Source organism: Nannocystis exedens, from assembly GCF_002343915.1.
GTDB classification, from domain to species: domain Bacteria; phylum Myxococcota_A; class Polyangia; order Nannocystales; family Nannocystaceae; genus Nannocystis; species Nannocystis exedens.
On sequence record NZ_NETK01000001.1, the window covers coordinates 2,183,288 to 2,207,390 of the forward strand.

Sequence of the window (24,103 nt, forward strand, 5' to 3'; positions counted from 1 at the left end):
CCGCGAGCGCGCGGCTACGATCGGCGCGCGGCGTCCTCGTGGCGCCGGACCTCGGCGATGCCGGCCTGATACAGCAGATCGGCGATCGGGGCGTTGCCTTCGCGCGCGGCCACGATCTCGCGGGCCCACGGCTCGCGGGCGTCGAAGTCGTCGCTGAAGCTCAGCATCAGCGCGGCGATCTTGAACACGTCGCGCTCCGCGTTCATCTCGTAGCCGGCGGCCTTGAACGTCGCGGCGCGCACGACCTCGAGCGCCTGCGCGTCGCCCGGCCACACGTGGGTCGGCCCGTAGTGCTGGCGCAGCAGGGCGAAGATCCGCCGCTCCGACTCGTCGCGGGCGGCGGCGGTGATCTCGCGGCGCTGGTCGCTCTCGAACTTCAGCATCAGTCGTCGTCCGCCTCGTCGGGGGCCGCGCGGTCGATGTGCACGTGGCTGGCGATGTCGAACAGCGACTCGACCCGCGAGCCCTTCGAGGTCGCCGCGTCCGGGATGCCGTCTTCGTTGTGGTCCGGCATCTCCGGCGTCGGCTCGGGCACCGCCGCGCTCGACGGATAGACCGCCCTGGGGCCCTTCTCGAGCAGGACCACGCGGGACCTGACCGTGCGCGCCGCGTTGTAGAGCCGGAGGTAGGCCGACCGCCGGGTCGCGCCCGTCATCTGCTTCGCCCCCACCGGCTGCATGTCGAGCGCGCCCCCGTGCTGGTGGTTGCTGTTGGGGACCTGGCTGCCGGCGGCGAGGTTGCGCCGCGGGTTCCGCCACCCGCTCGAGACGTAGACCTTCTCGCCGTAGGCCGCCTCGGTCGCGGTCAGCAGCTCGGTCATCGCCGAGTCGAGGATCAGCTGATAGTTGCCGCGCAGGTCGGCGCGCGTGGTCTCCTTGATCCGCGTGCGGTACGGGACGTGCAGCGTGAAGCCCTTCCGCCACATGCGCTGGTCGACGTACTCCTGGCGGATGATGTCCCGCTCGTCCTGCGACACGACCTCGGTGATCTCGTGCGACTTGCCCTCGTGGGTGATCGTCGCCTTGATGCTGTACTGGACCGGCGGGTTCGGCTTGCGCGAGGCCGTGATCGGCCGCTGCGCGTTGGTGACCTCCGGCGTGTAGTCGAAGCGGTTGCCGGTGCCGGTGCGCTTCGGGATCGTGCCGCTGTGCTCGCCGATCGGCGTGACCTCCCACGTCGCCGACGCGCCGGCCGGCTCGGCCACGCGGACGCTCAGCGTGCGGAATTTCCCGCTCACGTCCTTGCCGACGAGGAAGATGAACTTGTCGGCGATGACCCACTCCTTCTCGGAGTAGCGGGTCTTCGCCGTGTACTGGCTGCGGTGCTCGAGGCGGATCCGCGGCGGACAGGTCGCACAATCGCCGCCGGCCTGCTTGTCGCCGAGCTGCTGGTCGGCGGCGGCGCCGGCGTCCTCCATCCGCTTCGAGAAGCGGGTCGGGTCGCCCTGGATCGGCTCCGGCGAGACGGCCTTGCCGGTGAAGCCGCCGAGCGGCCCCGAGGGGCTCGGGTCCAGCAGAGCTCGCGTGAACCTCGGCGCGGTCAGCCCTGTGTCCCCTGGTCCGCTCATCGCCCCGCCACCCGTCCTGCTCGTGACATTAACAACCCTCGCCGCGGAAGATCAATCCGGGCCGCCCGACGCGGACGCGACGGCGCCCGACCGCGCGCGCGCTCCGGCTCGTGCATCACGCGTCGGAACCTACGCATGGGTGATCGCGGCCAGCTCGTGCGGCGACTCGTAGAGCACGGCGTCGAGGTGGCGCAGGAAGTCGGCCCGCTGGTCGGCGGTGAGCACCGGCGCGACGGTCCGCAGCACCCGCGGGTCGTAGAAGCGAAAGAACACGCGGTGCGGCTCGCCCGCGAGCTCGACCATCAGGAAGCGCCGCAGCTGACGACGCACGACCTCGAATTCGGCGCCGCTGACGACGAACACGCCCCACGCCGCGCCCCAGCCCTCGCCGACGAGCCGCTCGAGCAGACCGGAGCCCCGCTCGAGGCGGACCAGGTACGGCGCGACGTCGTCGAAGGCGCGCCCCTGCTCGCCGTCGTACAGCGAGGCGTAGGGATCGACGCTCTCCTCGATCAGCTCGAGCGGGCGGTCGGCGCGGGCGGCGTCGACGATCGCGTACAGCGTGCCGGCGTCGCGCAGGCCGCGGAGCGGCGCGAGGGCGGCGAGCGCGGCCTCGCCGGGGTTCGCCGGGGCGGGCGGCGGCGTGAAATCCTCGACCAGGAAGCGGTAGGTCGTGCGACCGGCCTGCATCCACCCGCGGTTGGCCATCTCGCCGACCCAGCACGGCTCGCCGCCGACGCTGATCCGGTGCGGGTCGATCGCCTGCACGTGCGCGCACACGCCGTCCCACACGACGTGGAATTGCGGGCTGCCGGCCCGATCGGCGTGGACCACGAAGTCGGCGCCGGCCGTGCCGACGGTGCGCCCGACCCCGGGCTCGAGCACGAGCTTGCGGAAGCCCTCGCGGCCCGACCACACCTGCAAGACGCCGCGACGGCGCAGCGGCGGGCCGCCCGCGAGCACGTGATAGCGGGCGAACGTGTAGTCGAGCTCGGCCAGCCAGTCGGCGTATTCGGGGTCGAGCTCGGCGAATTCGCGGGCGGCGAGCGGGCCCAGGTGGGTGCGCCCGCGATCGTCGGGGTGCGGCACGCGGCCGCGGGCGGTCTCGCGGGCCATGAACTCGAGCTGGCCCTCGATCTGCCGCAGCACCGGCCAGCGCGACGGATCGTGGGCCCGGGTGCGCGCGCGGGCCTCGGCGAGCACCTCGGCGAAGGCGTCGCGCGACGTGATCCGCATCAGCCCGGGCACGCTTCAGCCCCCGCCGGCGGGTGGAACTTCCGCGGGATCATCACCTGCGTCGCCCCGCCGGCGCAGTACACCGCCACCCGCGTGTCCTTGCGCGGGTCCTTGAGCGACCAGTCGTCGACGATCGGCGCCGCCGTGCTCTGCAGACCGAGCGCGGGGTCGCCGAACTCGACCTCGCGCGGCTCGCGGAGCAGCGGCGGCGGACCCGGCTTGCCGTCGACCATCCCGTAGCTGATCGGCGAGCAGCCGACCTGCTCCGGCGTGATCGACGGGTCGAGCGTGAAGTACTGGCCGACGCCGGCGCCGGGGATCGATCTCTGGTACATGGTGCGACCGGCGAACGAGCGCACGACGACGGGCTTTTGCAGGTCGATGCCCTTGATGTGCGAGAGGATGTCGCTCGGCTTGATCGGGCCGGTCGCGTGCGCGGCGTAGAACTGATAGGCGACGGCGTAGCGGGCCTGCAGGCGCGCCTCCGACAGGCCGTCGTCCTCGTCGTGCTGGCCGGCGAGCTCGTGCTTCGAGAGGTCGAGGTCGGCGAAGACGTCGCGCCCGGAACGCCCGCCCGCCGGCGGCGCCTCGTCGTCGAGGGTCGCGGTCTCGACGTCGGGCTCGTCGGGCACGGCCGAATCGTCGTGGGTGTCGTACTCCAGCCGCTTGCGCTCGCACTCCTCACAAAAGGGCGTGCCGACCCTGGCGGCCGCGCGGAACACGAAGCTCTGCGTCGAGTCGCCGATCACCACCGAGGGGCAGCCGCCGACGATCCGGTCGCCGCCGACGTGGACCGCCGGGTCGGTGCGGCGCGCCGCCTGGCGGTGATTGATCAGCACGGTCGCCGAGCCCTGCTGGATCCGGTCGCTCGGTCCCACCGGGAAGCACACGACGCTGTCGCCCTTGCGCGCGGCCGGCAAGAACCCGACGATCACGTTGGCGCTGCCGCTGAAGATCGGGCCGCCGACGTGCGGCACCGGACCGGGCTCGACCTTCGGACAGACGTGAAAGTCGCTGATGCGGGCGGCGTCGGGCATGCGAGCGGAGCGCCGGCAGCGTAACGCAAACCGCCGACGCGCGGCGCGCAGGCCCGGCGTGGCGGATCGGCTGTCATTGCCATCATGCGATCCACGGGTCGGCGAATGTGTGAATGACGAAATCGCGCAGCGCGATCTCGCCGCGAGCAATGGACAGAGGCGGACCGTCGCGGGCATGATGCGAGGTCCTCCGTGCCCGCTCCCTCCCCGCCGCGCGTGGGCGACCGTGTCCGCGATCGCTATGAGCTGATGACTCCCCTGCGCGCCGACGGTCCGGCGCAGGTGTTCGTCGCCGTCGATCACCAGGCCGGACGCGAGGTGGAGCTCACGCTGTTCGAGCCGAAGTACGCCCAGGCGGACGCCTGGGCCGCGTTCGCCCGGGTGATCGCCGCGGCGACGGCGGCCAAGATCTCGGGCCTGGTCTTGCCGCGGGGCGTCACTCGCACGGCGCCGACGCCGCCCTGCTGCGTGAGCGACCTGCAGATGGCGCGCGGGCTCGACCGGCACGTCGAGCAAGGGCCGACGCCGTGGCGACGCGCGCTGCGGCTGTGCGAGCAGGTGGCGGAGATCGTGGAGCGCGCGCACGCGGCGACCGGCGCGGCCCACCGGGCGCTGTCGTCGGCGCGCTGCGTGGTCACGGTGCGCGGGGACGTGAAGGTGCTCGACTTCGGGATCGCCGAGCTGGTGCCCGGCCACCCCGACGATTCGCCGTACCGCGCGCCCGAGCAGCAGCCCGTCGGCCCGCGCGGCGACGTCTATGCAATCGGGGTGATGCTGTATGAGTTGCTGACCGGCCAGCGCGCGACCGCCGGTCCGCTGCCGCGCTGGAGTCCGCCGGCCGAGGCGCACCGCGACCTGGAGGCGCTGGTGGCTCGCGCCACCGCGACCGATCCGCAGCAGCGCCACGCCGACCCGGCCGCGCTGCGGGCCGCCATGCGCGCGCTGCTCGACGCGGACGAGAAGGCCGCCGCGGCGGTGTCCGCCGCCGCGGCCGAAGCCGCCGAGGCCAAGGCCGCCGCCGACGAGAAGGCCGCCGCCGAGGCCAGGGCCGCCAGGGCGACGGCCGCCGAGCGGAAGGCCGCTGCCGAGGCCAGGGCCGCTGCCGAGGCGAACGCCGCCGAGGTGAAGGCCGCGGCGGAGTCCGGCCACGGATCGGCCGGAGCGCCGCCGCTCCGCCCGGGCGCCACCAACCTGTCCCCAGGGACATCTGGAGCGCCGATCGCCGAGGAGCCGCGCCTCCCGGGCGCCTCCAATCTGTCCGAAAGGTCATTCACAGCACCGTCGCCGCCGCCGGAGCTCGGCGCGCCGAGCCGAGGCGGCCTGTCCGAAGGGACATCCATGTCACCGGCGCCGGACTCGCGGGCGTCGCAGTCGGGCTCGCCGCTCGCTCGCGGCGAAGCATCGCCCGCGTCGTCCGGCTCGCGCCCCTCCGGCTCGGCTTCGCCCTCGCGCTCCTATCCGACCCTCGCGAGCGATCCCCCGTCCTCCGCCGCGACGTCTGGCTCGCGCCTGCGCGGGTCGACCTCGCCGTCCCGCGCTCATCCGCCGCTCGCTCCCGCCGACGCCTCGTCGCCGACCTCGCGCCCGCGAGCGCCCGGAGCACCGCCCTCGCGCTCTCACCCGACCCTCTCGCCGTCGCTCTCCGAGCCTCCCTCGGCGTCGTCGTCCTCGCTGAACCGCACGCGCCTCCCCGGTTCGGCGTCGCCGTCCCGCTCGCACCCCACGCTCTCGTCTCTCGAGCACGAGCCCGCCGCGTCCTCCTCGTCGTCCTCGCTGAACCCCACGCGCCTCCCCGGTTCGGCGTCGCCGTCCCGCTCGCACCCCACGCTCTCGTCCCCGCAGCCCGAGCCCGCCGCGTCCTCGTCGTCCTCGCTGAACCGCACGCGCCTCCCCGGTTCGGCGTCGGCCTCCCGCTCGCACCCCACGCTCTCGTCCCCCCAGCCCGAGCCGTCCGCGTCCTCGTCGTCCTCCCTGTCCTCGCGCCCGCGCCCGCCCGGCGCCTCGCCCTCCCGCTCGCATCCCCCCCTCTCGTCCGGGCAAGCCCAGGCTGCCGCGTCCTCGTCCTCGCGCTCGCGCCCGCGCCCGCCCGGCGCCGCTCCGTCCCGCTCCGATCCGACCCTCGCCGGATCTGCGGCGCCCTTGCCTCCCGAGCGCACCGAGGTGGTGGCACAGAGCGCGATCCTGGCGGCCGAGCGAGCCCGGAATACCGGCTCACACTCGCCGGTGCCCGCGGCCGACAAGACCGAGGTGACCCCGCGGCGCTCGGTGCGAGGCTTGATCGGCGAGCGCCCGCGCAATGCGGCCACCGCCGGCGCGGCGACGCGACGCGACGCCTCCTCCCACGCCTCGGAGCTCCCCCTCGGCGATTCGACGGTCATCGCCCGCGCGCCGACCCATCAGCCCACCGAGGAATTGCCCGTACCGGCCTTCGCCAGCGCACCGCGCGGCCACCTCGATTCGCCCACCGATCAATTGCCGGTGCCCGCCTTCGCCGACGCCCGGGGGCGCCACCTCGATCCGCCCACCGATCGATCGCCGGTGCCCGCCTTCGCCGACGCGACCCAGGTCCTTCGCGCCGACGATCTGCTCGCGCCGCCGCCCCCGACGAGCGATCCGGACGCTACCCGGATCTGGCGCAGACCGCCGGAGCTGTCCGACGCCGTCGAGCCGTCGCCCGCGCCCATCGCTCCCGAGTCGACGATGATGCTGCCCGCCAGCGGGGAGACCGTCGTGTTCCAGACCTCGCCTGTCCCCCGGGCCAGGTCGCTGCTGGCCGGCGTCGCCGGTTGGTCGCTGCGCAAGAAGCTGCTGGTCGTCAACGCCGGGCTCGCGCTCGTCATCCTGTTCGGCGTGCTGGCAGCGGTCGCCTGCTAGCTAGCTAGCTAGCTGCGGCATTCGGCCGTCATGGAACGCATCGAGGTCGGCCCGCTCGTGGCTCGCCCGCCAAACCGACCCCAGCGACAGGTCATCTTCGCCCACGGCCGCGTGCAGGTCCTCGCCATTCGCGCCGCCGGCGGGCTCGCCTCATTCGAACATGGCGACGTGGATGCCCGCCCGGTCCGCGCCCAGGTACGAGCTACAGGAACGGCACCGGGCCGGCCGTCGCCGGGACCTCGTCGTCGCCGACGTTCTCGAGCATGCCGTAGCCGAGCGCGCCCTCTGCACCCCGACCCCAGCAGCGGACCGTCCCGTCGATCGCCAGACCACAGGTGTGATAGCCGTGGGCGTTGAGGTCGACGATCGGAACGCCGAGCTCGACCGGGTCCGACAGGGAGGAGACCTCGAACGTATGGCCGAGGCCGAGCTGCCCATCGTCGTTGCGGCCCGCGCAGCGCACCTCGCCGGAATCGAGGAGCACGCACGTGTACGAGAGCCCGAGGGCGACGTCGATCACCTTGGCGCCGCCGAGCGGGACCTCGCCGGCGGCGCTCGGGGCCTCGTCGTCTCCGATCGTCTCCTGATGGCCGTAGCCGAGCTGTCCGTCGAAGTTCATGCCCCAGCAGCGCAGCCCGCCGCTCGTCGTGATCGCGCAGTTGTGGTGACTGCCGCTGGCGATCGACGCCGCCTCCGCGCCGAGGTCGAGCGGTCCGGCGCTGCCGGCCTCGAGGATTGTTGCGTTGTGTCCGTAGCCGAGGCGCCCGTCGTTGTGGCCCCAGCAGCGCACCGTCCGGTCCTTCATCAGCACGCAGTTATGAAACATCCCGGCGCTGATCTGCACGACCTCGCCGGCGATGGGCAGGTCACCCGCCGTGGCCGGCGTCTCGTCGTCGCCGATCGACTGCCCGTCGCCATAGCCGAGCACGCCCTTGTCGTCCTTGCCCCAACAGCGCACCTTGCCGCCGACCGTGAGGGCGCAGTTGTGGCGCGAGCCGACGGCGAGGTCGACCGCTTCAGCCCCCAGATCGATGTCCCCGGCCGCGGCGGGCTTCTCGTCGTCGCCGACGTTCTGCGTATGGCCATAGCCGAGCTGCCCGTCGACATTCCAGCCCCAGCAGCGGACCTTGCCGCCCGAGACGAGGGCGCAGGTGTGCCCCTGCCCGCCCGCGAGCGCGACCACCGGCGCGCCCAGCTCGACGGGAGCGTTCACCGAGGCAGGCATGGCCGTGGTGTCGAGCGTGTGGCCCTGGCCGAGGCCGCCGCTGTCGTTGAGGCCCCAGCAGCGCAGCGCGCCGCCATCGTCGAGCACGCACGTCGAGAGCCAGGTGACCGCCACCTGGAGCGCCTTCGGGCCCGCGTTACCGCCGGTCGTCGGCTCGCCGGTCGTCGGCTCGACGCCGGTGCTCGTCCCGGGGGTCGTGCCGAGGTCGCCGGTCTCCGTGCCCGTCGGCACGGTCGTGCCGAGGTCGCCGGTCGCCGTGCCCGTCGGCATATCCGTGGTGGAGTCACCGTCCGATCCGGAGCCGCCTCCGCCGGGGCCGCAGCCGAGCGTCAGGAGAATCGAGACCCATGGGATGATAAGTCGGCGCGACAAGGATTGGCATTCGTAAGTCATCGTGGTCATCCTGGCAGGTCGTGCCGCTGCCCGCACGACCGAGCGTGGTTCGACGACATCGAGCGCCCTCTCGTCCCGTCCAGTCACCGGCCCGACCGAAACAATTGGCCGGCGCATCATTTTTCCCGTGTTCGGCGGCCGGGCGCCTCGCGGCGGGCCGCGTTCGCCCGCTGCCGACGGCGACCCTTTCGGGTTCGCGAGCTTCGTGCTGGTCCCTGCGATGTCGTCCGAGCGAGGAGTCCGAGCGCCTCAGCCGAGCAGCGAGGGCGTGTCGCCGACCCATGACATTGCCGTTTGTGGCCACCCGGACGGCGGGTGCCACGGTATGCATGGCCGCGCGACGGCGACGGCGCCGGCGATCTTTGCGATCGGCCCGCTCTGATGAGAGCGCGTCATCGCGCAATCCGGCGGGCGGGCAATGCTTCTCGCTTGCGCACATTCGCGCTGCTCACATTCGCGCGAGGCATTCGTCGGTGAATGCGCCGAATTGCCGGAGAGCGCGATTTCACCCGCGTGGTGCTCGGAATCGCCGCCGTTCGCCGGTGTCCGGCCGGGAGCGCGCCGCGGGCCCGGAGCGCCGCAAGACTTCGGCGCGATGCCGCCGGCGACCAAGCACGACGCCAGGCCACGACGAGTGGCGCGCGAAAACGCCATCGGCCGCAAGGCGCCGCTCCCGGCGAAGCTGCTGCCTCAGCTCGCCACGCTCGCCACCGCCCCGCCCCGCGGCGCCGGCTGGGTCTACGAGGCCAAGTTCGACGGGTACCGCCTCCTCGCGCGCGTCGACGGCGACGACGTCCGGCTGTTCACCCGCAACGGCAACGACTGGACCTCGCGCATGATGCCGCTGCGCGACGAGATCGCCGCGCTGGGCCTCGGGTCCGCGTGGCTCGACGGCGAAATCACCGTACTCGATCCGAAGGGCAGGCCGGACTTTCAACGGCTGCAACAGGCGTTCGACGGCGCTGGCAGCCGCGACATCGTCTATTTCGTGTTCGATCTGCTCTACCACGACGGCCACGACCTCCGGCGCGTGCCGCTGGTCGAGCGCCGTCGGCGCTTGAAGCGAGTCCTCGACGCCGCGCGACCGGGCGAGCACGTGCGGTACAGCGAGACGCTCGAGGGCCCGGTCGAGCGCCTGCTCGCGGACGCTTGCAAGCGGGGCCTCGAGGGGCTCGTCGGCAAGCGCGCCGACAGCCTCTACACCTCCGCGCGCTCCTCCTCGTGGATCAAGCTGAAATGCACGCAGCGGCAGGAGTTCGTCGTCGGCGGTTACACCGAGCCGAAGGGGCGTCGCGCCGGCTTCGGCGGCCTCTTGCTCGGCGTGCACGACGAGCAGGGCCGACTCGTGTACGCCGGCAAGGTCGGCACGGGCTTCGACGGGGCCTCGTTGCGATCGATCTACGCCGAGTTGAAGGCGCTCGAGGTCGACCGGTCGCCGTTTCATGACCGGCCTCGTGAGGTCAAGGGCCACTGGGTGCGGCCCGTGTTGGTCGCCGAGGTGTCGTTCAGCGAGTGGACCGGCGACGGCCGCGTGCGCCACCCGGTCTTTCACGGGCTGCGGTCCGACAAGGACGCCGCGACGATCTCGCGCGAGCGGCCGCGAGAGGTGCCGTCGATGAGCCCTCCGAAGGCGCGCCGGTCCGCGCCGATGATCAAGGTGACGCACCCGGAGCGCGTCATCGATCCGGCCAGCGGGGCGACCAAGCTCGACCTGATCCATTACTACGAGGCCGTCGCCGAGCACATGCTGCCCCACCTCGAGGGCCGCCCGATCTCCATGGTGCGCGCCCCGACCGGCGTCGCCGGCGAGCAGTTCTTCCAGAAGCACACCGAGAATTACCGCATTCCGGGCGTGCGGCAGCTCAGCGAATCGCTGCGCCCTGGCCACCCGCCGATGCTGGAGATCGCCAGCGCCGAGAGCCTCGTGGCGGCCGCGCAGATGAACGTGGTCGAGTTTCACACGTGGAACTCGACCGCCGCCGACATCGATCGTCCGGACCGCGTCATCTTCGATCTCGACCCGGGCGAGGGCGTCCCCTGGGACTCGCTGCGGGACGCCGCGAAGCTCACCAAGGGGCTCCTCGAGCTCCTCGGGCTGCGCAGCTTCCTCAAGACGAGCGGCGGCAAGGGCCTTCACCTCGTGGTGCCGCTCCGGCCGAGCTGGTCGTACGACCCGGTGAAGGACTTCTCGCGCGACGTCGCCGAGCACCTGGCCGCCACGCTGCCGGCGCTGTTCGTCGCCAAGAGCGGCGCTCGCAACCGGCGCGGGCGGATCTTCGTCGATTACCTGCGCAACGGTCGGACCGCGACGACGATCGCCGCCTTCTCGGCGCGGGTGAGGCCGGGCCTCGGCGTCAGCGTGCCGGTCGCGTGGTCGGAGCTGGGCCGGCTCACCGCCGGCGATCAGTGGAACATCTTCAGCCTGCCCGCGCGGCTGCGGGCGCTGCGTGGAGACCCCTGGGCCGGATACGCGCCCGACCAGACGCTCGATGTCGCGGTCGAGCAGCTCGGGCGGGGGAGACGTTGACCGCCCGGGCGCCCCGATCGGTCCTCGTGCTCGCCCCGAAGGGCTGGCAGCCCCGGCGTAAACGGGGCGCAGCGGAGCGACGTCGGCCGCGTGGTGCTGCTCGACCACATACCCGCGGAACGCGCAGCGCTCGCGCCATCATGCCATGGGCTTTATGATGCCCGCGCGCGCCGATGTTCGCCGCGCACCGCCGGTCGGCCGATGATTCGACTGCAGCCGCGCCGGCGACACCACCGGAGGCCATACCCTTGACTCGCCATACCCTCGCGATTAGCGCGACCCTCGCGCTCCTGCTCTCGACCGCCCCGGCGTCGGCCTACCAGCTCGTCCCCGACGCCCTCGATCCGCAGGCCTGCCAGGGCCAGGGCTGCTGGACCAATCATCTGCGCGTCACCGACCTCGACGGCGACGGCGACCTCGACATCCTGCTCGCCAACTACGCCGACTTCTTCGCCGGCGCCGACAAGCCGCAGCCGCTGGTCGTCTACCTCAACAACGGCATGGCCGAGTTCAGCAACGAGTCCGCCGCCGCCGTCGGCGACTACGTCGGCAACGTCCGCCAGGTCGCCGTCGGCGACGTCGACGGCGACGGCGACCTCGACCTCTACGCGCCCGACGGCGCCGGCGCGCCGCACGTCCTGTTCATCAACGACGGCGCGGGCGTGTTCACCGACGAGGCCGCCGAGCGCCTGCCGGCCGGCTCGTTCCCGCAGGGCGCCGCGGCGCGGATGGGCGACGTCGACGGCGACGGCGACCTCGACATCCTCGCCGGCGACGGCTACTCGCAGGGCGGCGGCGCGGCCCGGTTCGCCCGGCTCTACCGCAACGACGGCAGCGGCAACTTCGAGGAGGTCGCGGACGCGGTCCCGGCCCAGCTCCAGGGCGTCGACGTCGACGACTTCGACCTCCTCGACGTCGACCGCGACTTCGACCTCGACCTGCTCGTCAATCCCCACGCGAACGGCGGCGCCAACCTGTGGAAGAACGACGGCACCGGTCAGTTCACCGCCGCCGACTTCCCGCCGGCCGGCAACAGCGGCTATCACTACAACCCCGGCGTCTGCGACGTCGACGGCGACGGCGACCTCGACGTGTGGGTCGACAACATCGGCGGCGGCTACAACGAGCAGCTCCTGATCAACGACGGCGCCGGCGGCTTCACCGACGAGACCGCCGCGCGCGTGACCGGCAACAACGCCGGCAGCGACGACAACGGGGTCGTGTGCGCCGACATCGACGACGACGGCGACTTCGACGCGGTCGTCGTCTCGCTGTCCAGCCCCGAGCGCTACCTGGTCAACGACGGCACCGGCAATTTCGTCAACACGCCCGGCGTGTTCCCCGGCCCGACCGATTGCAGCCTGTGGGCCGAATTCGGCGACCTCGACGACGACGGCCGCCTCGACCTCGTCACCGGGCAGGGCGAGTGCAGCAGCTCCGACGAGGTCTACCTGGCCGAGGCCGACGATCCCGTCGATTCGCAGCCGCCGAAGCTGCTCGCCGTCGAGGAGGTCGCCGGCCCGGTCGACGTCGACGCCGCGCCGGTGGTCCGCTTCGCCGTCAGCGACCGCACCGTCACCGACGAGGGGCCGCGGCTCGCTCGCGCGTACGCGGTGATCGACCCCGACGGCGCCGCCACCATGATCGACGCCGCATTCATGGGCGGCGACCTGTTCCGCGTCGTCCTCCCGCCCGCGCGCGGCGCCGTCGTGTTCCGGGTATGTGCAGAGGACGACAATGGCAACACCGCCTGCGCCGCCGACCAATCGTATCAGGCCGGCGAGGACCCGGGCACGACCACCGACGGCGACACCACCGACGGCGACACCACCGACGGCGACACCACGAATGGCGACACCACGGCGGCGACCGGCAATGACAGCACCACCGCGGCGCCCGGGACCACCGGCGAGCGCCCGACCACCGGCGAGGACCCGACCACCGGCGAGGCGCCGACCACCGACGCCACCGCGAGCGCCGGCACGTCGGACGCGAGCAGCGGCGGCGACGAATCGTCGGGCGGCGCCACCGGCTCGAGCATGACCGACGGCAGCGGCTGCGGCTGCGCCAGCGACGGCGACCCCCGCCCCGGCTGGCTCGCCCTGCTCACGGCGGTGGCCCTGCTCCGCCGCCGTCGCCGCTGAGTCAGCGGCCGCCGCCGATGGCTCGACCTCGGACGCGCCGGCCATCGCACGAATGCGACGACGGCGCGGTCCCGGCTCGGCGGCCGGCGCGAGGTGCTGTAGACTGCGGCGCTCAGGGCCGCGTCCGCGCCCGACAGGTCGAAGATGCCCGAGCTCGGCGCCGGAACGCTATTCGCCAATCGCTTCGAGATCGACCGCCTGGCCGGCAGCGGCGGCATGGGCGTGGTGTACCGCGCCCGCGACCGCGCCAGCGGCGAATACGTCGCGCTCAAGCTGCTGCAGACGGGCGGGCCGGACGACGCGGCGCGGTTCGGCCGCGAGTCCCGGCTGCTGGCGGAGCTGCGTCACCCCGGCATCGTCCGCTACGTCGATCACGGCCGGACGCCGGAGGGCCAGCGATTTTTGGCGATGGAGTGGCTGGAGGGCGAGGACCTGAGCTCCCGCCTGGCCCGCGGCCGGCTGCCGCTGCCCGACTGCGTCGCCCTCGTCGACCGGCTCGCCGACGCCCTCGCGTGCGCGCACGGGAGCGGCGTGGTCCACCGCGACCTCAAGCCGAGCAACGTGTTCCTGCTCGGCGGGGAGCTCGCCCTCGCCACGCTGCTCGACTTCGGGATCGCGCGGCGCCTGTCGGCGTCGCACGTGCTGACGGCGACGGGGCGCGTGATCGGGACGCCGGAGTACATGGCGCCGGAGCAGGCCCGCGGGGCGCGCGACCTGACGCCGGCCGCCGACCTGTTCTCGCTGGGGTGCATCTTCTACGAGTGCCTGACCGGCCACTCGCCGTTCGCCGCCGACCACCTCGCCGCGGTGCTGGTGCGGATCCTGTTCGAGGCCCCCGCGCCGCTGGCCGAGCGGCGGCCCGGCCTGCCCGCGCCGCTGGTCCGGCTCGTCGACCGATTGCTCGCCAAGGAGCCGGCGCAGCGCCTGCCCGACGCCGCGGCCCTGCGCGCCGAGCTGGCGGCGCTCGGCGAGCTGGACGAACCTGTCCTCGGGGCCACCCTCGTCACGCGCCCGGTCACCGCCTTCGCGCAGCGCGAGCAGAACCTGTTCAGCGTCGTGCTCGCGGCGCCCCGGCGCAGCGAGACGACCGAGGACCACGGCCGCGGGGCCACCTTGCTGCCGGAGGCGCTGTCGGCGGCGGAGGACGAGCGCGCGGCGCTGCTGCACACGCTCCACGGCCTCGGCGTCACGGCCGACTTCCTCGGCGACGGCGCGCTCGTGGTGATGGCGCCGCCGACCGAGAGCGCCACCGACCAGGCCGCCCGGGCCGCCCGCGCGGCCCTGCTGATCCGGGAGCGGTGGCCGGCGGCGACGGTGGCGATGGCGACCGGCCACGGCGCGCTCGACGGCCGCACCGCCGTCGGCGAGGTCGTCGAGCGAGCCGCACGCTCGCTGCAGCGCGCCGAGGCGCCGTCCGCCGACACCGGGCCGGGGGTCCTGCTCGACGCGCTGAGCGCCGACCTGCTCGCCGGACGGTTCAGCCAGACGCCGCGCCCGGACGGCGCGCTGCTGCTCGCCGAGGAGCGGGCGGTCGACGCCGGGCGCCCCCTGCTCGGCCGGCCGACGCCGTGCGTCGGCCGCGAGCCCGAGCTGGCCGCCCTCGAGGCGCAGCTCGCCGGCGTCGAGGACGACGCCCAGGCGCGCGCGGTGCTGTTCGTGGCGCCGCCGGGGGTCGGCAAGTCGCGCCTGCGCCACGAGTTCGTGCGCCGCGTCGAGCAGCGCGATCAGCCGGTCACGCTCCTGCTCGGGCGCGGCGACCCGATGCGCACCGGCGCGCCCCACGGGCTGCTGGTCGACGCGCTCCGCCGGCACTGCGACCTCGGCGGGAACAGGCCGCTCGCCGAGCAGCAGCAGCGGCTCCACGCCCGGCTCGGCGCGCACGTGCCCGCCGGCGAGCGCGAGCGCGTCGTGCGGTTCCTGGGCGAGATGTGCGGCGTGCCGTTCGCGGACGACGGCCTGCCGATGCTGCGAGCGGCCCGGCAAGAGCCGAAGATCATGCGCGGCTGCCTGAGCCGGGCCTTCCTCGACTGGCTCGCCGCCGAGTGCCACCAGGCTCCGGTGGTCCTCGTGCTCGACGACCTGCAGTGGAGCGACGGCGCGACGGTGGCGGCGCTCGACGAGGCGCTGCGCGACCTGCAGGAGCTGCCGCTGCTGGTCCTCGCGTTCGCCCGGCCCGAGGTCGACGACGCGTTCCCGCGGCTGTGGCCAGCGCGCGCGCTGCAGCGGGTCCCGCTCAAGGGGCTGAGCAAGCGCGCCTGCGAGCGGCTGATCCAGCACGCGCTCGGGCCGGGTGTCGCCGCGGAGGTGATCGCCCGCGCGGTCGAGCGATCGGCCGGCAACGCGCTGTACCTCGAGGAGCTGATCCGCTCGATCGCCGCCGGCAAGTCCGACGAGCAGCCGCAGACGGTGCTGGCGATGCTGCAGGCCCGGATCGGGCGCCTCGGGGCCGGGGCGCGGCGGGCGGTGCGGGCGGCGGCGGTGTTCGGCGAGCGGTTCTGGCGCGGGGGCGTCGGCGCCGTCCTCGGGCTGCCCGGCGCGTCCGACGAGGTCGCGGACTGGCTGTCCGCGCTGGTCGACGCCGAGCTGATCCAGCCGGCGCCGGTCAGTCGCCTCGCCGACGAGCAGGAGTTCGCGTTCCGCCACGCGCTCGTGCGCGACGCCGCCTACGGGCTGCTGACGGCGGAGGACCTGACGACCGGCCACCGGCTCGCGGCGGAGTTCCTCGGCGCCGCCGGCGAGCACGACGCGGCGGTGGTCGCCGAGCACTGGGAGCGCGGCGGCGACCGGGAGCGCGCCGCGAGCTCCTACGTGCGCGCCGCCGAGAGCTGCATCGACCGCGGCGACCACGTCGGCGCGCTGCGCCACGTCGACCGCGGCCTCGGCTGCGCCCCCGACGGCGAGCTGCGCGGGCAGCTGTGCAGCGTCGGCAGCTACGCGGCCTTCTGGCTCGACCGCCACGAGGGCCTGGCCGAGACCGCGGAGCAGGCGATGGCCGGGCTCGCACCCGGCAGCCGCGGCTATTGCCGCGCGATCCTCCCGGCGATCCTCGCGGCGATGGGCCGCGCCGACGAGGCCCACGTCGGCGAGCTCGTGGCCCGCTTGCTGGCGACCGAGCCCGACGAGGAGGCCCAGGCGGCCTACGTCGAGGCCGTCGCCACCGTCACGTCGTCGCTGCTCGGCGCCGCCGCGCCCGCGGAGCTGCTCGCGGCGCTGCTGCAGCGGCTCGAGGCCAGCGTGCGGCTGGCCGAACCCAGACACCCGGCCAGCCGCCGCTACCTGCTCGACGTCCGCGGCGGCATGGCCTACTTCCGCCAGCCCCGCCCGTGGACCATGCTCGCGGCGTGGGGCGCCGGCGCCGACCTGTGCCGCGAGGCGGGCGACAGCCGGCTGGAGCTCAGCCTGCTCGGCTCGCGCGAGTGGGGCTGGCTCGAGCTCGGCGACGCGGAGGGGGCCCGCGACCGCCTGCGGGCGCTCGCGCCGGCGATGACGCAGAGCCAGGACGTCGTGACGGTGGCGCTGTGGCGCAACCGGCTGGCGCGGGTCCTCTGCGAGTTCCCGGCCGCGAGCGCGTGGGAAGAGGCCGAGGAGCTGGTCGCGCCGATGCTCGCGCACACCGGCGGCATCCTGTACTTCCGCGTCCTGGCCCAGGGGATCGTGGCCCGCGTCTCGCTGCTGCGCGGCCAGCCGGACCGCGCCGAGGCCCACGCGCGCGCGGCCATGGCGGTCTTTCCGGACATGCCGCTGTGGCTGCTGCACACGGCGTCGGTGCACGTCCGCGCCCTGCTCGCGCTCGGGCGCGCGGCCGAGGCCGCCGCGGTCGCCGAGCAGGTCCTCGCCGCGATCCCCAGCCTCGGCGGCGCCGGCCACGCCGAGGTCGAGTTCCGCGTCGCCGCCAGCGAGGCCTTCCGCGCCGCCGCGCAGACCGATCGCGCCGACGCCGAGCTGCGCGAGACGCTGCGCCAGATCGAGCTGCGCGCCGCCGACATCACCGACCCCTCGTGGCAGCAGCGCTACCTGTCCCGCAACCCCTACTGCGTCCGCGCCCGCGAGCTCGCCGCCGCGTGGGGCCCGGCCTGAGCGGGCCGGCCTCGAGCTCGCGCGCGGCGACGGCCGCCGTCGCCGGCGATGTCATCCATGACCCGAGGGACATGCCCCAAGGAGCAGGTCCATCGGGGCGAGAGAGTCACTGCGGGATGACGTCGAGGTCGAGGCCGCCCGGGTACCAGTAGCTGCCGTAGTCGATCACGCCGTACACGCTGATGCCGACCTTGTTGTTGGACGTGACGGTGTGGCTGCCGTTGCCGGCGTTGCTGAGCTTGACGTGGGCGAGCGAGTAGCCGCTGGCGCCGATGGCGGTGAAGTTGTTGACCGCGGCGCCGTCGACCTGGACCATCGAGTTGTTGGGCGCGATGATGTCGACGAAGTTGGCCTGCCAGCCGGTCTGGGCGTAGAACAGGTAGCTCGAGCGGAACTGCTCGCTCGGCACCGCCATCAGCATCGCCGGGTCCGAGGTGCCGTAGCCCGCGCCCTGGCCGACCATGTACTCGGTGACGAGGATCTTCTTGTCGGCCTCGACCACGTACTTGTTGGTGCTCTGGGCCAGCTCGACGAAGTCGCCGGCCTTGGCCAGGACCTTGTTGACCGGCTGGTCGGGCGTGAAGGTCAGGGTGGTGTTGTCCTCGCTGGCGACCACGCGGACGATGACGGCCTTCTCGAGCGCGTTGTTGGGGACCTGCACCGGCGGCGCGACGATGTACTTCTTGGCCAGCGCCTCGATCGGGAACATCGACTCCTCGAGGTGATCGCAGGCGACCGTGCCGATCGGGACCTGGGTGCAGTCGTGCCCGCCGACCACCTGGACCGGCTTGTTGGCGGTGATGATCGTGCCGGTCGGGTCGCCGCCGCTGGCCGAGGTGATCTGCAGGACGTCGCCGTCGTCGAGCGTGATGTTGTTGCCGTTGCCCTGGGCGTCGACGCCGCCGCCGGCCTGGGTCGGCACGCCGTTCTTCGGCGCCTTGACGTTGACGACGGTGCCGTCCTGGTGCGCGGTGATCGAGAGGAAGCCCGGGTACGGGCTCCAGTGGGTCCAGGCGGCGGCGAGGTAGTTGCCGGTCCAGGTGTTGACCGGCAGCAGCAGCGAGGCGTCGTTGGTGACGTCGGCGTTGAGCGGGTTGAACTGGTAGACGGTGACCGGCTGGGTCGAGCGCAGGCGGTAGGCGCCGTCGGTGACCTTCACCGTCGGACCTGTCCCGCCGGTCAGCTGCGTGACCCACGGCAGCGTGATCACGGCGACGCTGTTGGCGGCGACCACCTGCTGCGCGACCTGGTTGGCGCCGCGGTGGACGGTGACGGTCGCCGCGTTGGCGGTGGTGTTGGCGACCGCGACCGCGTAGGGGTTGGCAGGACCGACGTAGACGTCGAGCTGCTGGGTGACGACGGGGTAGTACTCGCAGCCGATGTACGAGGTGCCGAGGTTGGCGCAGGCGCCGACGCACTGGCCGAAGTTGGCGTCGCACGCCAGGCCGAGCAGCGGGTCGCAGCTGTCGCCGGCGACGAAGCCGTCGCCCTGGTCGTTGCAGACCATGACCTGGTTGCCCTCGCACTTGGTGGCGCCGGGGTCGCAGGCGACGCAGCCGAGCGGCTCGATACACAGCTCGGGGCACGGCGTCTCCGACTTGAAGCCGCCCATGCCGTCGCAGACCTGCGCGACGTTGCCGTTGCACTGCAGCGTGTCCTCGGCGCACGGCTGGGGGCCGGTGGTGCCGGTGGTCGTGGTGTCGTCGGTGGTGTCGCCGGGCTCTGTGGTGCCGCTCGAGGTCTCGCCCGGATCGGTGGTGCCGGTCGAGGTGCCGGGCACGTCGGTGGTGCTGCCGGTGACCGGGCTGGTCGTCGAGGTCGTCGTGCCGCTCGAGTCGCTGGTGGCCGAATTGGCGGAGGTGCCGGTGGTCGGCGACGAGGTCGAGGTGGTCGGATCTTCCGTGTCGCTCCCGCTCGAACCCTGGCTGGTGCTCGTGGTCGTGCTGACGCCGACGGTGGCAGAGACGACGCCGGAGCCGTCGTCGCCGCAGCCGGCGAGGGAGGTGAGCAGGGCGGTGGCGCAGAGGTGGCGCATTCCAGGGCGGAGCATGTCGGCGTCGGTAACACGACCCGACCTGCGACTTCCATCCCATGCGAATGCGTACTGCGCTCGAACGAGCACGCCCGACGACAGGCCGAGTAACCCCCCAGGCTCGGGCGCGGGTATCCGCTCCCGTTCGACGACCTCGCGCAGGTGGCCACCACCGGCGGCGCGCGCTGCTGGCTTGAGCGCAGCGGCATGCTCGAACTCCGCGCCGCAGGTATCTGCGAGGCGGCGTCCGGTCGCGCTCCCGTCGCCCACCGTCGCGCGCAGCGAGCCGACGTCGATTCGATGCATCACCCGGTCGACCGGATCCGCGCGGCCACGACGAGGTCGACGCCGGCACGCTCACCACCGCGAACAGGCCCGGCGCGAGGTCGTCGGGGCGACCCCGGCGGCGAACCACGGCGCGAACCACCGCGCGTCGCGTTCTGCCGGTCCTTCTGGCGCGCCACCGCCTGCGGTACCCTCGCCCGCATGCAGGGGCATCGTCCCACTCTCCTCGCCGTCTGCCTCGCGCTCGGCGCGTGCGCCGGCGAGCTGCGCGAGCCGGGGACGACGTCCCAACCGCCGGTCACCGCCGCCGCCGCCCCGCCCGCCTCCGAGCCGGCCTCCGTCCCCGCGCCGACCCGCCGCGAGCGACGTCGCCGCGAGCGCGGCCCGACCGACGGCAACTTCGTGTTCTCGCACTTCAGCGCGGGCGTGTTCAGCACGATCCTCATCCAGCCGGCGACCTACTTCGTCGCCACGCGCGTCGGCGAGACCGGCCACGGCCTCGGCCCGGCGATCGGCGCCCTCGTGCTCGGCGCCTTCGTGCCCCCGATCCTCAACTACACCGTGCAGTGGGCGGTCGGGCGCTCGATCGCCCCGGGCCGGGATCGCTTCTGGCCGGGCTTCCTCGTCAACCAGGTCTCGCACCTCGGGATCTTCATCGGCGCGGTCGTCGGCGGCGCCGACTTTCGCAACCTCGGCCACGCGACCGCGATCGTGCTCGGCGAGGCGTTCCTCAACAGCGGACTGGCGACGATGACCGCCGAGCTGACCCGCCGGCCGCGCGCCACGACTGCGAGCACCGCGACCACCGTGATCGTACCTGTCCTGGAGTTCAAGTTCTGATGCAGCGGCTGGTCCTGTCCTGGTGCACCGTCGCGTCCCTCCTCGCCGCCCGCGAGGCCGTCGCGGCCTGTCCGGCCGGCGTCACCTGGCCCGCGCCCGACTGGCCCGAGGCGCGCGCGAGCGGACCGACCGTCGAGGCGACCGACGAATACCTGTTCACGCGCACCGGCCGCGACGAGGACCGCGAGGGGATCCGCACCGACGGCGTGGTCATGGTCCACCGCGGCCGCATCATCTACGAGCGCTACGCCCGCGGCTACGCGCAGCACAACCGCCACCTCGCCTGGTCGGTGTCCAAGAGCTTCCTCAACGCGATGGTCGGCGTCGGCGTCGGCCGCGGCGCGCTCACCGTCGACGACTCGATCTGCGATCATTACGACGCCGGCGCCGAGCTGTGCGACGTCACCGTCGGCGACCTGCTCGACTGGGGCTCGGGGATCGACTGGAACGAGGGCTACGAGGACGAGGCCTATTACTTGTCGTCGGTGATCGCCATGCTGTACGGCGTCGGCTCCGGCGACATGGCCGCATTCGTGGCCGCGCAGGGCCTCGCCGAGACCCCCGGCCGGATCTATCGCTACAGCTCCGGCGACTCGGTGCTGCTGTCGGCGGTGCTCGCGGGTGCCCTCGGCCCCGACCTCGCCGACGACTACCCGTGGGAATTCATCTTCGAGCCGATCGGCATGACGAGCGCGATGTTCGAGCGCGACCAGGCCGGCACCTACGTCGGCTCGTCCTACGTCTACGCGACCCCGCGCGACCTGGCCCGCTTCGGCTACCTGTTTCTGCGCGACGGCTGCTGGAACGGCGAGCAGCTCGTCCCCGAGGGCTGGGTCGCCGCCAGCACGCAGCCGAACCCGTCGTTTCAGAAGGGCGAGTCCTACGAACATTTCCTGCGCGACGGCGACGCCGTGCCGGGACGCCACTGGTGGCTCAACCTGCCGGTCCCCGAGCTCGCGCACGACAGCCGGTGGCCCGCCGCGCCCCCCGACACCTTCGCCGGGCTCGGCCACTGGGGACAGACGATCTTCGTCATCCCCTCCGCCGACCTCGTCCTCGTGCGCACCGCCGACGACCGCGAATCGGGGGTGTTCGACCAGAACCGCTACCTCGAACTCGCCCTCGCCCTCGCCGCGGAGGACTCGCCGTGACCCGCCCCCGCGCCCTGTTCGCCCTGTTCGCCCTCGCCCTCGCCGCCTGCAACGCCGAGGCCTACGACAACAACGACACCGAGCTCGCCGTCCGCCAGAAGGCCAAGGAGATGTGCTCCTGCCTGTTCGTGATGGAGCTGTCCGAGCAGGAGTGCGCCGCCTGGACCCGCGTCTCCCCGGACGTCGCCAAGGCCACGATCGACCGCGAGCACAAGCGGGTCCACGCGGTCGCGCTCGGCTTCTGGGCCGCCGACGCCCGCTTCGACGGCCGCCACGGCTGCGTCCACGACTGACCGCGAATCGAATGCTCGCAGTCCGCTCGCGGCGGCCCGCCGGCCCCGCACCGCGGGCAAGTGTGATGATTCGCCGCACGGGCTCGTCCGCCGCTGCCGATACGCGCGGAGCCCGGCGACGAAGCGGTCGCGTCGGGTGGGGCGAGCCGATGGGCTTGCGACCACGGCGCAGTCGACCTCCCCCTGCCGACGCGAGGGGCGCCTTCCTCGATACCTGCCATTCGCGGCGCATCGAGGCGCTCGGCCACGAGCGCGCCACGGCCAGCAGGTCGACGGATCGGCGGCAGCTCGTTCCGCCCCCTGTGTGAACTGCAGCGCTTCCACGCGAGCCTGGTGGCCGCGCCCTCTCCTCTGCCAGATCGCAGCATCGGCGCGAGCCTCGGTGAGGCCTGCGTTCGAATCCGCCTGAAACACGCGAAGACGCGCCTGTCGCCGCCGACCACGAAAGCGCGCTTGCGCACATCGACGGTGGGGCGGTATCGTCGCCCCGTCGTCATGAAGCTCCTCAACACCAACCTGTCGCCGTTCGCCTCGCGCGTGCGGCTTGCGATCCACGCCAAGTCGTTGCCCGTCGAGATCGCCCCGGCCGGCATGTGGCTGCCGAACGGCCAGAAGTCGCCCGACTACCTGGCGCTCAACCCGATCGGCAAGGTCCCGACCTTGATCCTCGACGACGGCAGCGCGCTGCCCGAGTCCGACACGATCGTCGAGTACCTCGCCGACGCCTTCCCGCAGGCCGGCCTGCGTCCTGCTCGCCCGCAGGACGCCGCTCGCGGCCGCCTGCTCGCGCGGATCTTCGAGCAGTACGTGATGGCCCCCGGCTGGTCCGGCCTGATCGGCCAGCTGTTCGCCCCGTCGCGCGACGAGGCCGTCGTCGACGCCACGCTCGCGAAGATCCACGAGGGCCTGCGCCACCTGTCGCACTTCATGACCGACGAGCCGTTCGCCGTCGGCGACACGATCACCACCGCCGACTGCGCGCTGATCCCCTTCCTGACCTTCCAGAACCGCCTCGCCCGCTTCCACGGGAAGAACGACCCGAGCGCCGAGCACCCGCGCATCGCCGCCTACCTCGACCGCGTGGGGCGCGACCCGGTGGTGCAGACCTTGCTCGGCGAGATGCGCGACGGCCTCGTCGGCAGTCGCCTCGCCATGCTCCTGCAGCCCGACGAGCGCGCCTGAGTCACGGCGCCGGCGCACAGCGAGCGCGCCTGCCGGGTGACGCGCCAGCGCCCGAGCGGCTCGATCTGCACGCCACGCACCCTCCCCCGCCGCGTGCGAGGCGTGTCCTGACGACTCCCGGTCTTCAGTCCTCGTCGTCGTCGTTTTCGTCCTCGCCGTCGTCGCTGAGCCTGGCGAGCAGCGCGTCGAGCTCGAACTGCTTCGTCCAGGCCTCGACCCGCTGCGGCTGGCGGCTCCAGCCGATGCCGAGGCCGTGCTCGTAGCGGTCGACGCCGAACAGGGCGAGCGTCAGGTCGAGGTAGACCGGGAACGACACGAAGTCGGACGAGTCCATGTCGGCGCCGTAGTCGGTCGAGACGACCATCACCGGCGAGGGGCCGAGCACGAGGTCGCCGTGGTGGTAGCGCGCGTAGTTGTCGACGCAGACGGCCGCGACCTCCGGCTGCGGGTCGAGCGGCGCGCCGAACAGCAGCTCCTGGTGGTCGGGCTGGATCTCGTTGACGTGCGAGTCCTCCTCCCACGACGGCGACATCGCCTGGCGGACCGGCAGCAGGTTGATGCAGCCGGGCGGGTGATGGTCGTCGGGGCCGGCGAAGGGGGTCGTGCGCTCGTAGTCCTCGCCCTTCAGGCCCCACTCGAGGAACACGCCGTCGTGAGCCTCGTAGAACGCGCGGATCTCCGGCGGCAGGCGCATGCCGATCGCCGCCTCGGCCGCCGCGAGGTCGGCGGCGCTCGCCGGCGGGCGGACGACGACGTCGAAGACCTCGATCTTCGGGTGCTTGCGGAGGGCCGCGACCATCGCGTCGAAGCGGGCGCGGAACGAATGGGAGGAGGCGCGCTTGCGGGCCATGCGAGGCCCATGGTAGCCGGCGCCCGTCGCCGCAGGGTGCCCGTCCGCCGGCGAATCCGACCGCGGCGTCGCCCGGTCCGGGCGCTCCTCACAATCGCCCGCAAGCCGCGACGCTTCTACCGCCGAATGGAGCCACAATCGAACCAGAGCCGCGCGACACGGCCGTCACGCCCCGGCGCACCGAACGATGTATCGCCATTCGCGGCCGCTCCATTGCGAACACGCTCTCCGCTGATTCACCGCGAATCGACGTCATCGGAGCGATGCCACAGCGAGGCACGCGAACGATCTCGCTCGGGCGACGCGGCGAACAATGCGGGCAAGCGCGACGGCGCGCGAGCGAGTCCCCGCCGCTCGTGCGCCGAGCGACGCCACCCCGGAGATCGCTCA

At 73.1% G+C, this 24,103-nt stretch carries 15 protein-coding genes; 8 read left to right on the forward strand and 7 right to left on the reverse strand.

The annotated features are described in order from the left end of the window. Window positions 1-14 precede the first annotated feature (14 nt). From NAEX_RS08535 to NAEX_RS08550, 4 genes are all read right to left on the reverse strand, one after another. Complete coding sequence (locus NAEX_RS08535; protein WP_096327020.1) at window positions 15-383, reverse strand: hypothetical protein; 369 nt, start codon at window positions 381-383, stop codon at window positions 15-17. Next, entirely contained in the window at window positions 383-1,567 is a 1,185-nt protein-coding gene (locus NAEX_RS08540; RefSeq protein WP_096327021.1) for a D-Ala-D-Ala carboxypeptidase family metallohydrolase, read from the reverse strand. Before NAEX_RS08540 ends, NAEX_RS08535 begins: the two co-directional genes overlap by 1 nt. Window positions 1,568-1,696: 129 nt before the next feature. Then, the gene (locus NAEX_RS08545; RefSeq protein WP_143141231.1) at window positions 1,697-2,803 is read right to left on the reverse strand and encodes a DUF4123 domain-containing protein; all 1,107 of its coding nucleotides are present in this window, start codon (window positions 2,801-2,803) and stop codon (window positions 1,697-1,699) included. After that, the gene (locus NAEX_RS08550) at window positions 2,803-3,840 is read right to left on the reverse strand and encodes a PAAR domain-containing protein (RefSeq protein ID WP_096327023.1); all 1,038 of its coding nucleotides are present in this window, start codon (window positions 3,838-3,840) and stop codon (window positions 2,803-2,805) included. The genes NAEX_RS08545 and NAEX_RS08550 overlap by 1 nt, the downstream gene beginning before the upstream one ends. 249 nt (window positions 3,841-4,089) lie before the next feature. Between NAEX_RS08550 and NAEX_RS08555 the strand changes: the two genes are divergently transcribed. Next, the gene (locus tag NAEX_RS08555) at window positions 4,090-6,714 is read left to right on the forward strand and encodes a protein kinase domain-containing protein (RefSeq protein ID WP_143141232.1); all 2,625 of its coding nucleotides are present in this window, start codon (window positions 4,090-4,092) and stop codon (window positions 6,712-6,714) included. Between the two features lie 202 nt (window positions 6,715-6,916). On the opposite strand, the gene NAEX_RS08560 is transcribed toward NAEX_RS08555, so the two are convergent. Beyond that, window positions 6,917-8,209 carry an RCC1 domain-containing protein gene (locus NAEX_RS08560; protein ID WP_100793407.1) on the reverse strand — a complete coding sequence of 431 codons (1,293 nt, stop codon included), beginning with the start codon at window positions 8,207-8,209 and terminating at the stop codon, window positions 6,917-6,919. Window positions 8,210-8,927: 718 nt separating this feature from the next. Between NAEX_RS08560 and ligD the strand changes: the two genes are divergently transcribed. The 3 genes from ligD to NAEX_RS49845 all read left to right on the forward strand — a co-directional run bounded on the left by ligD (window position 8,928) and on the right by NAEX_RS49845 (window position 17,080). Further along, window positions 8,928-10,859, forward strand: a complete 1,932-nt coding sequence (gene ligD / locus NAEX_RS08565; RefSeq protein ID WP_211302376.1) for a DNA ligase D — start codon at window positions 8,928-8,930, stop codon at window positions 10,857-10,859. A gap of 248 nt (window positions 10,860-11,107) precedes the next feature. Beyond that, on the forward strand, window positions 11,108-13,003 hold the full coding sequence (locus tag NAEX_RS08570) for an FG-GAP-like repeat-containing protein (RefSeq protein ID WP_170135566.1): 1,896 nt from the start codon (window positions 11,108-11,110) through the stop codon (window positions 13,001-13,003). 144 nt (window positions 13,004-13,147) lie between these two features. Further along, window positions 13,148-17,080: a serine/threonine-protein kinase gene (locus NAEX_RS49845; RefSeq protein WP_096327028.1), complete on the forward strand. Its 3,933-nt coding sequence runs from the start codon at window positions 13,148-13,150 to the stop codon at window positions 17,078-17,080. A gap of 106 nt (window positions 17,081-17,186) precedes the next feature. On the opposite strand, the gene NAEX_RS08580 is transcribed toward NAEX_RS49845, so the two are convergent. Then, window positions 17,187-19,130 (reverse strand): IgGFc-binding protein, encoded by a 1,944-nt coding sequence (locus NAEX_RS08580; RefSeq protein ID WP_143141233.1) that lies wholly within the window; start codon window positions 19,128-19,130, stop codon window positions 17,187-17,189. A gap of 468 nt (window positions 19,131-19,598) precedes the next feature. On the opposite strand from NAEX_RS08580, the gene NAEX_RS08585 reads away from it, so the two are divergent. From NAEX_RS08585 to NAEX_RS08600, 4 genes are all read left to right on the forward strand, one after another. Then, complete coding sequence (locus NAEX_RS08585) at window positions 19,599-20,237, forward strand: hypothetical protein (RefSeq protein WP_096327030.1); 639 nt, start codon at window positions 19,599-19,601, stop codon at window positions 20,235-20,237. After that, on the forward strand, window positions 20,237-21,388 hold the full coding sequence (locus tag NAEX_RS08590) for a serine hydrolase domain-containing protein (protein ID WP_096327031.1): 1,152 nt from the start codon (window positions 20,237-20,239) through the stop codon (window positions 21,386-21,388). Before NAEX_RS08585 ends, NAEX_RS08590 begins: the two co-directional genes overlap by 1 nt. Continuing rightward, window positions 21,385-21,681: a hypothetical protein gene (locus NAEX_RS08595; protein WP_096327032.1), complete on the forward strand. Its 297-nt coding sequence runs from the start codon at window positions 21,385-21,387 to the stop codon at window positions 21,679-21,681. Before NAEX_RS08590 ends, NAEX_RS08595 begins: the two co-directional genes overlap by 4 nt. Before the next feature lie 495 nt (window positions 21,682-22,176). Further along, window positions 22,177-22,863, forward strand: coding sequence for a glutathione S-transferase family protein (locus NAEX_RS08600; protein ID WP_096327033.1), 687 nt, complete (start codon window positions 22,177-22,179; stop codon window positions 22,861-22,863). Between the two features lie 124 nt (window positions 22,864-22,987). Here the strand turns inward: NAEX_RS08600 and NAEX_RS08605 are convergent, their stop codons facing one another. Next, on the reverse strand, window positions 22,988-23,713 hold the full coding sequence (locus NAEX_RS08605; protein ID WP_096327034.1) for an SMI1/KNR4 family protein: 726 nt from the start codon (window positions 23,711-23,713) through the stop codon (window positions 22,988-22,990). Window positions 23,714-24,103 lie beyond the last annotated feature (390 nt).

What these genes read in the sequence shown, in the direction of transcription:
- NAEX_RS08535 (WP_096327020.1), bottom strand. Translation starts at nt 383, where the DNA reads ATGCTGAAGTTCGAGAGCGACCAGCGCCGCGAGATCACCGCCGCCGCC.
- NAEX_RS08540 (WP_096327021.1), bottom strand. Translation starts at nt 1,567, where the DNA reads ATGAGCGGACCAGGGGACACAGGGCTGACCGCGCCGAGGTTCACGCGA.
- NAEX_RS08545 (WP_143141231.1), bottom strand. Translation starts at nt 2,803, where the DNA reads ATGCGGATCACGTCGCGCGACGCCTTCGCCGAGGTGCTCGCCGAGGCC.
- NAEX_RS08550 (WP_096327023.1), bottom strand. Translation starts at nt 3,840, where the DNA reads ATGCCCGACGCCGCCCGCATCAGCGACTTTCACGTCTGTCCGAAGGTC.
- NAEX_RS08555 (WP_143141232.1), top strand. Translation starts at nt 4,090, where the DNA reads ATGACTCCCCTGCGCGCCGACGGTCCGGCGCAGGTGTTCGTCGCCGTC.
- NAEX_RS08560 (WP_100793407.1), bottom strand. Translation starts at nt 8,209, where the DNA reads ATGCCGACGGGCACGGCGACCGGCGACCTCGGCACGACCGTGCCGACG.
- ligD (WP_211302376.1), top strand. Translation starts at nt 8,928, where the DNA reads ATGCCGCCGGCGACCAAGCACGACGCCAGGCCACGACGAGTGGCGCGC.
- NAEX_RS49845 (WP_096327028.1), top strand. Translation starts at nt 13,148, where the DNA reads ATGCCCGAGCTCGGCGCCGGAACGCTATTCGCCAATCGCTTCGAGATC.
- NAEX_RS08580 (WP_143141233.1), bottom strand. Translation starts at nt 19,130, where the DNA reads ATGCTCCGCCCTGGAATGCGCCACCTCTGCGCCACCGCCCTGCTCACC.
- NAEX_RS08585 (WP_096327030.1), top strand. Translation starts at nt 19,599, where the DNA reads ATGCAGGGGCATCGTCCCACTCTCCTCGCCGTCTGCCTCGCGCTCGGC.
- NAEX_RS08590 (WP_096327031.1), top strand. Translation starts at nt 20,237, where the DNA reads ATGCAGCGGCTGGTCCTGTCCTGGTGCACCGTCGCGTCCCTCCTCGCC.
- NAEX_RS08600 (WP_096327033.1), top strand. Translation starts at nt 22,177, where the DNA reads ATGAAGCTCCTCAACACCAACCTGTCGCCGTTCGCCTCGCGCGTGCGG.
- NAEX_RS08605 (WP_096327034.1), bottom strand. Translation starts at nt 23,713, where the DNA reads ATGGCCCGCAAGCGCGCCTCCTCCCATTCGTTCCGCGCCCGCTTCGAC.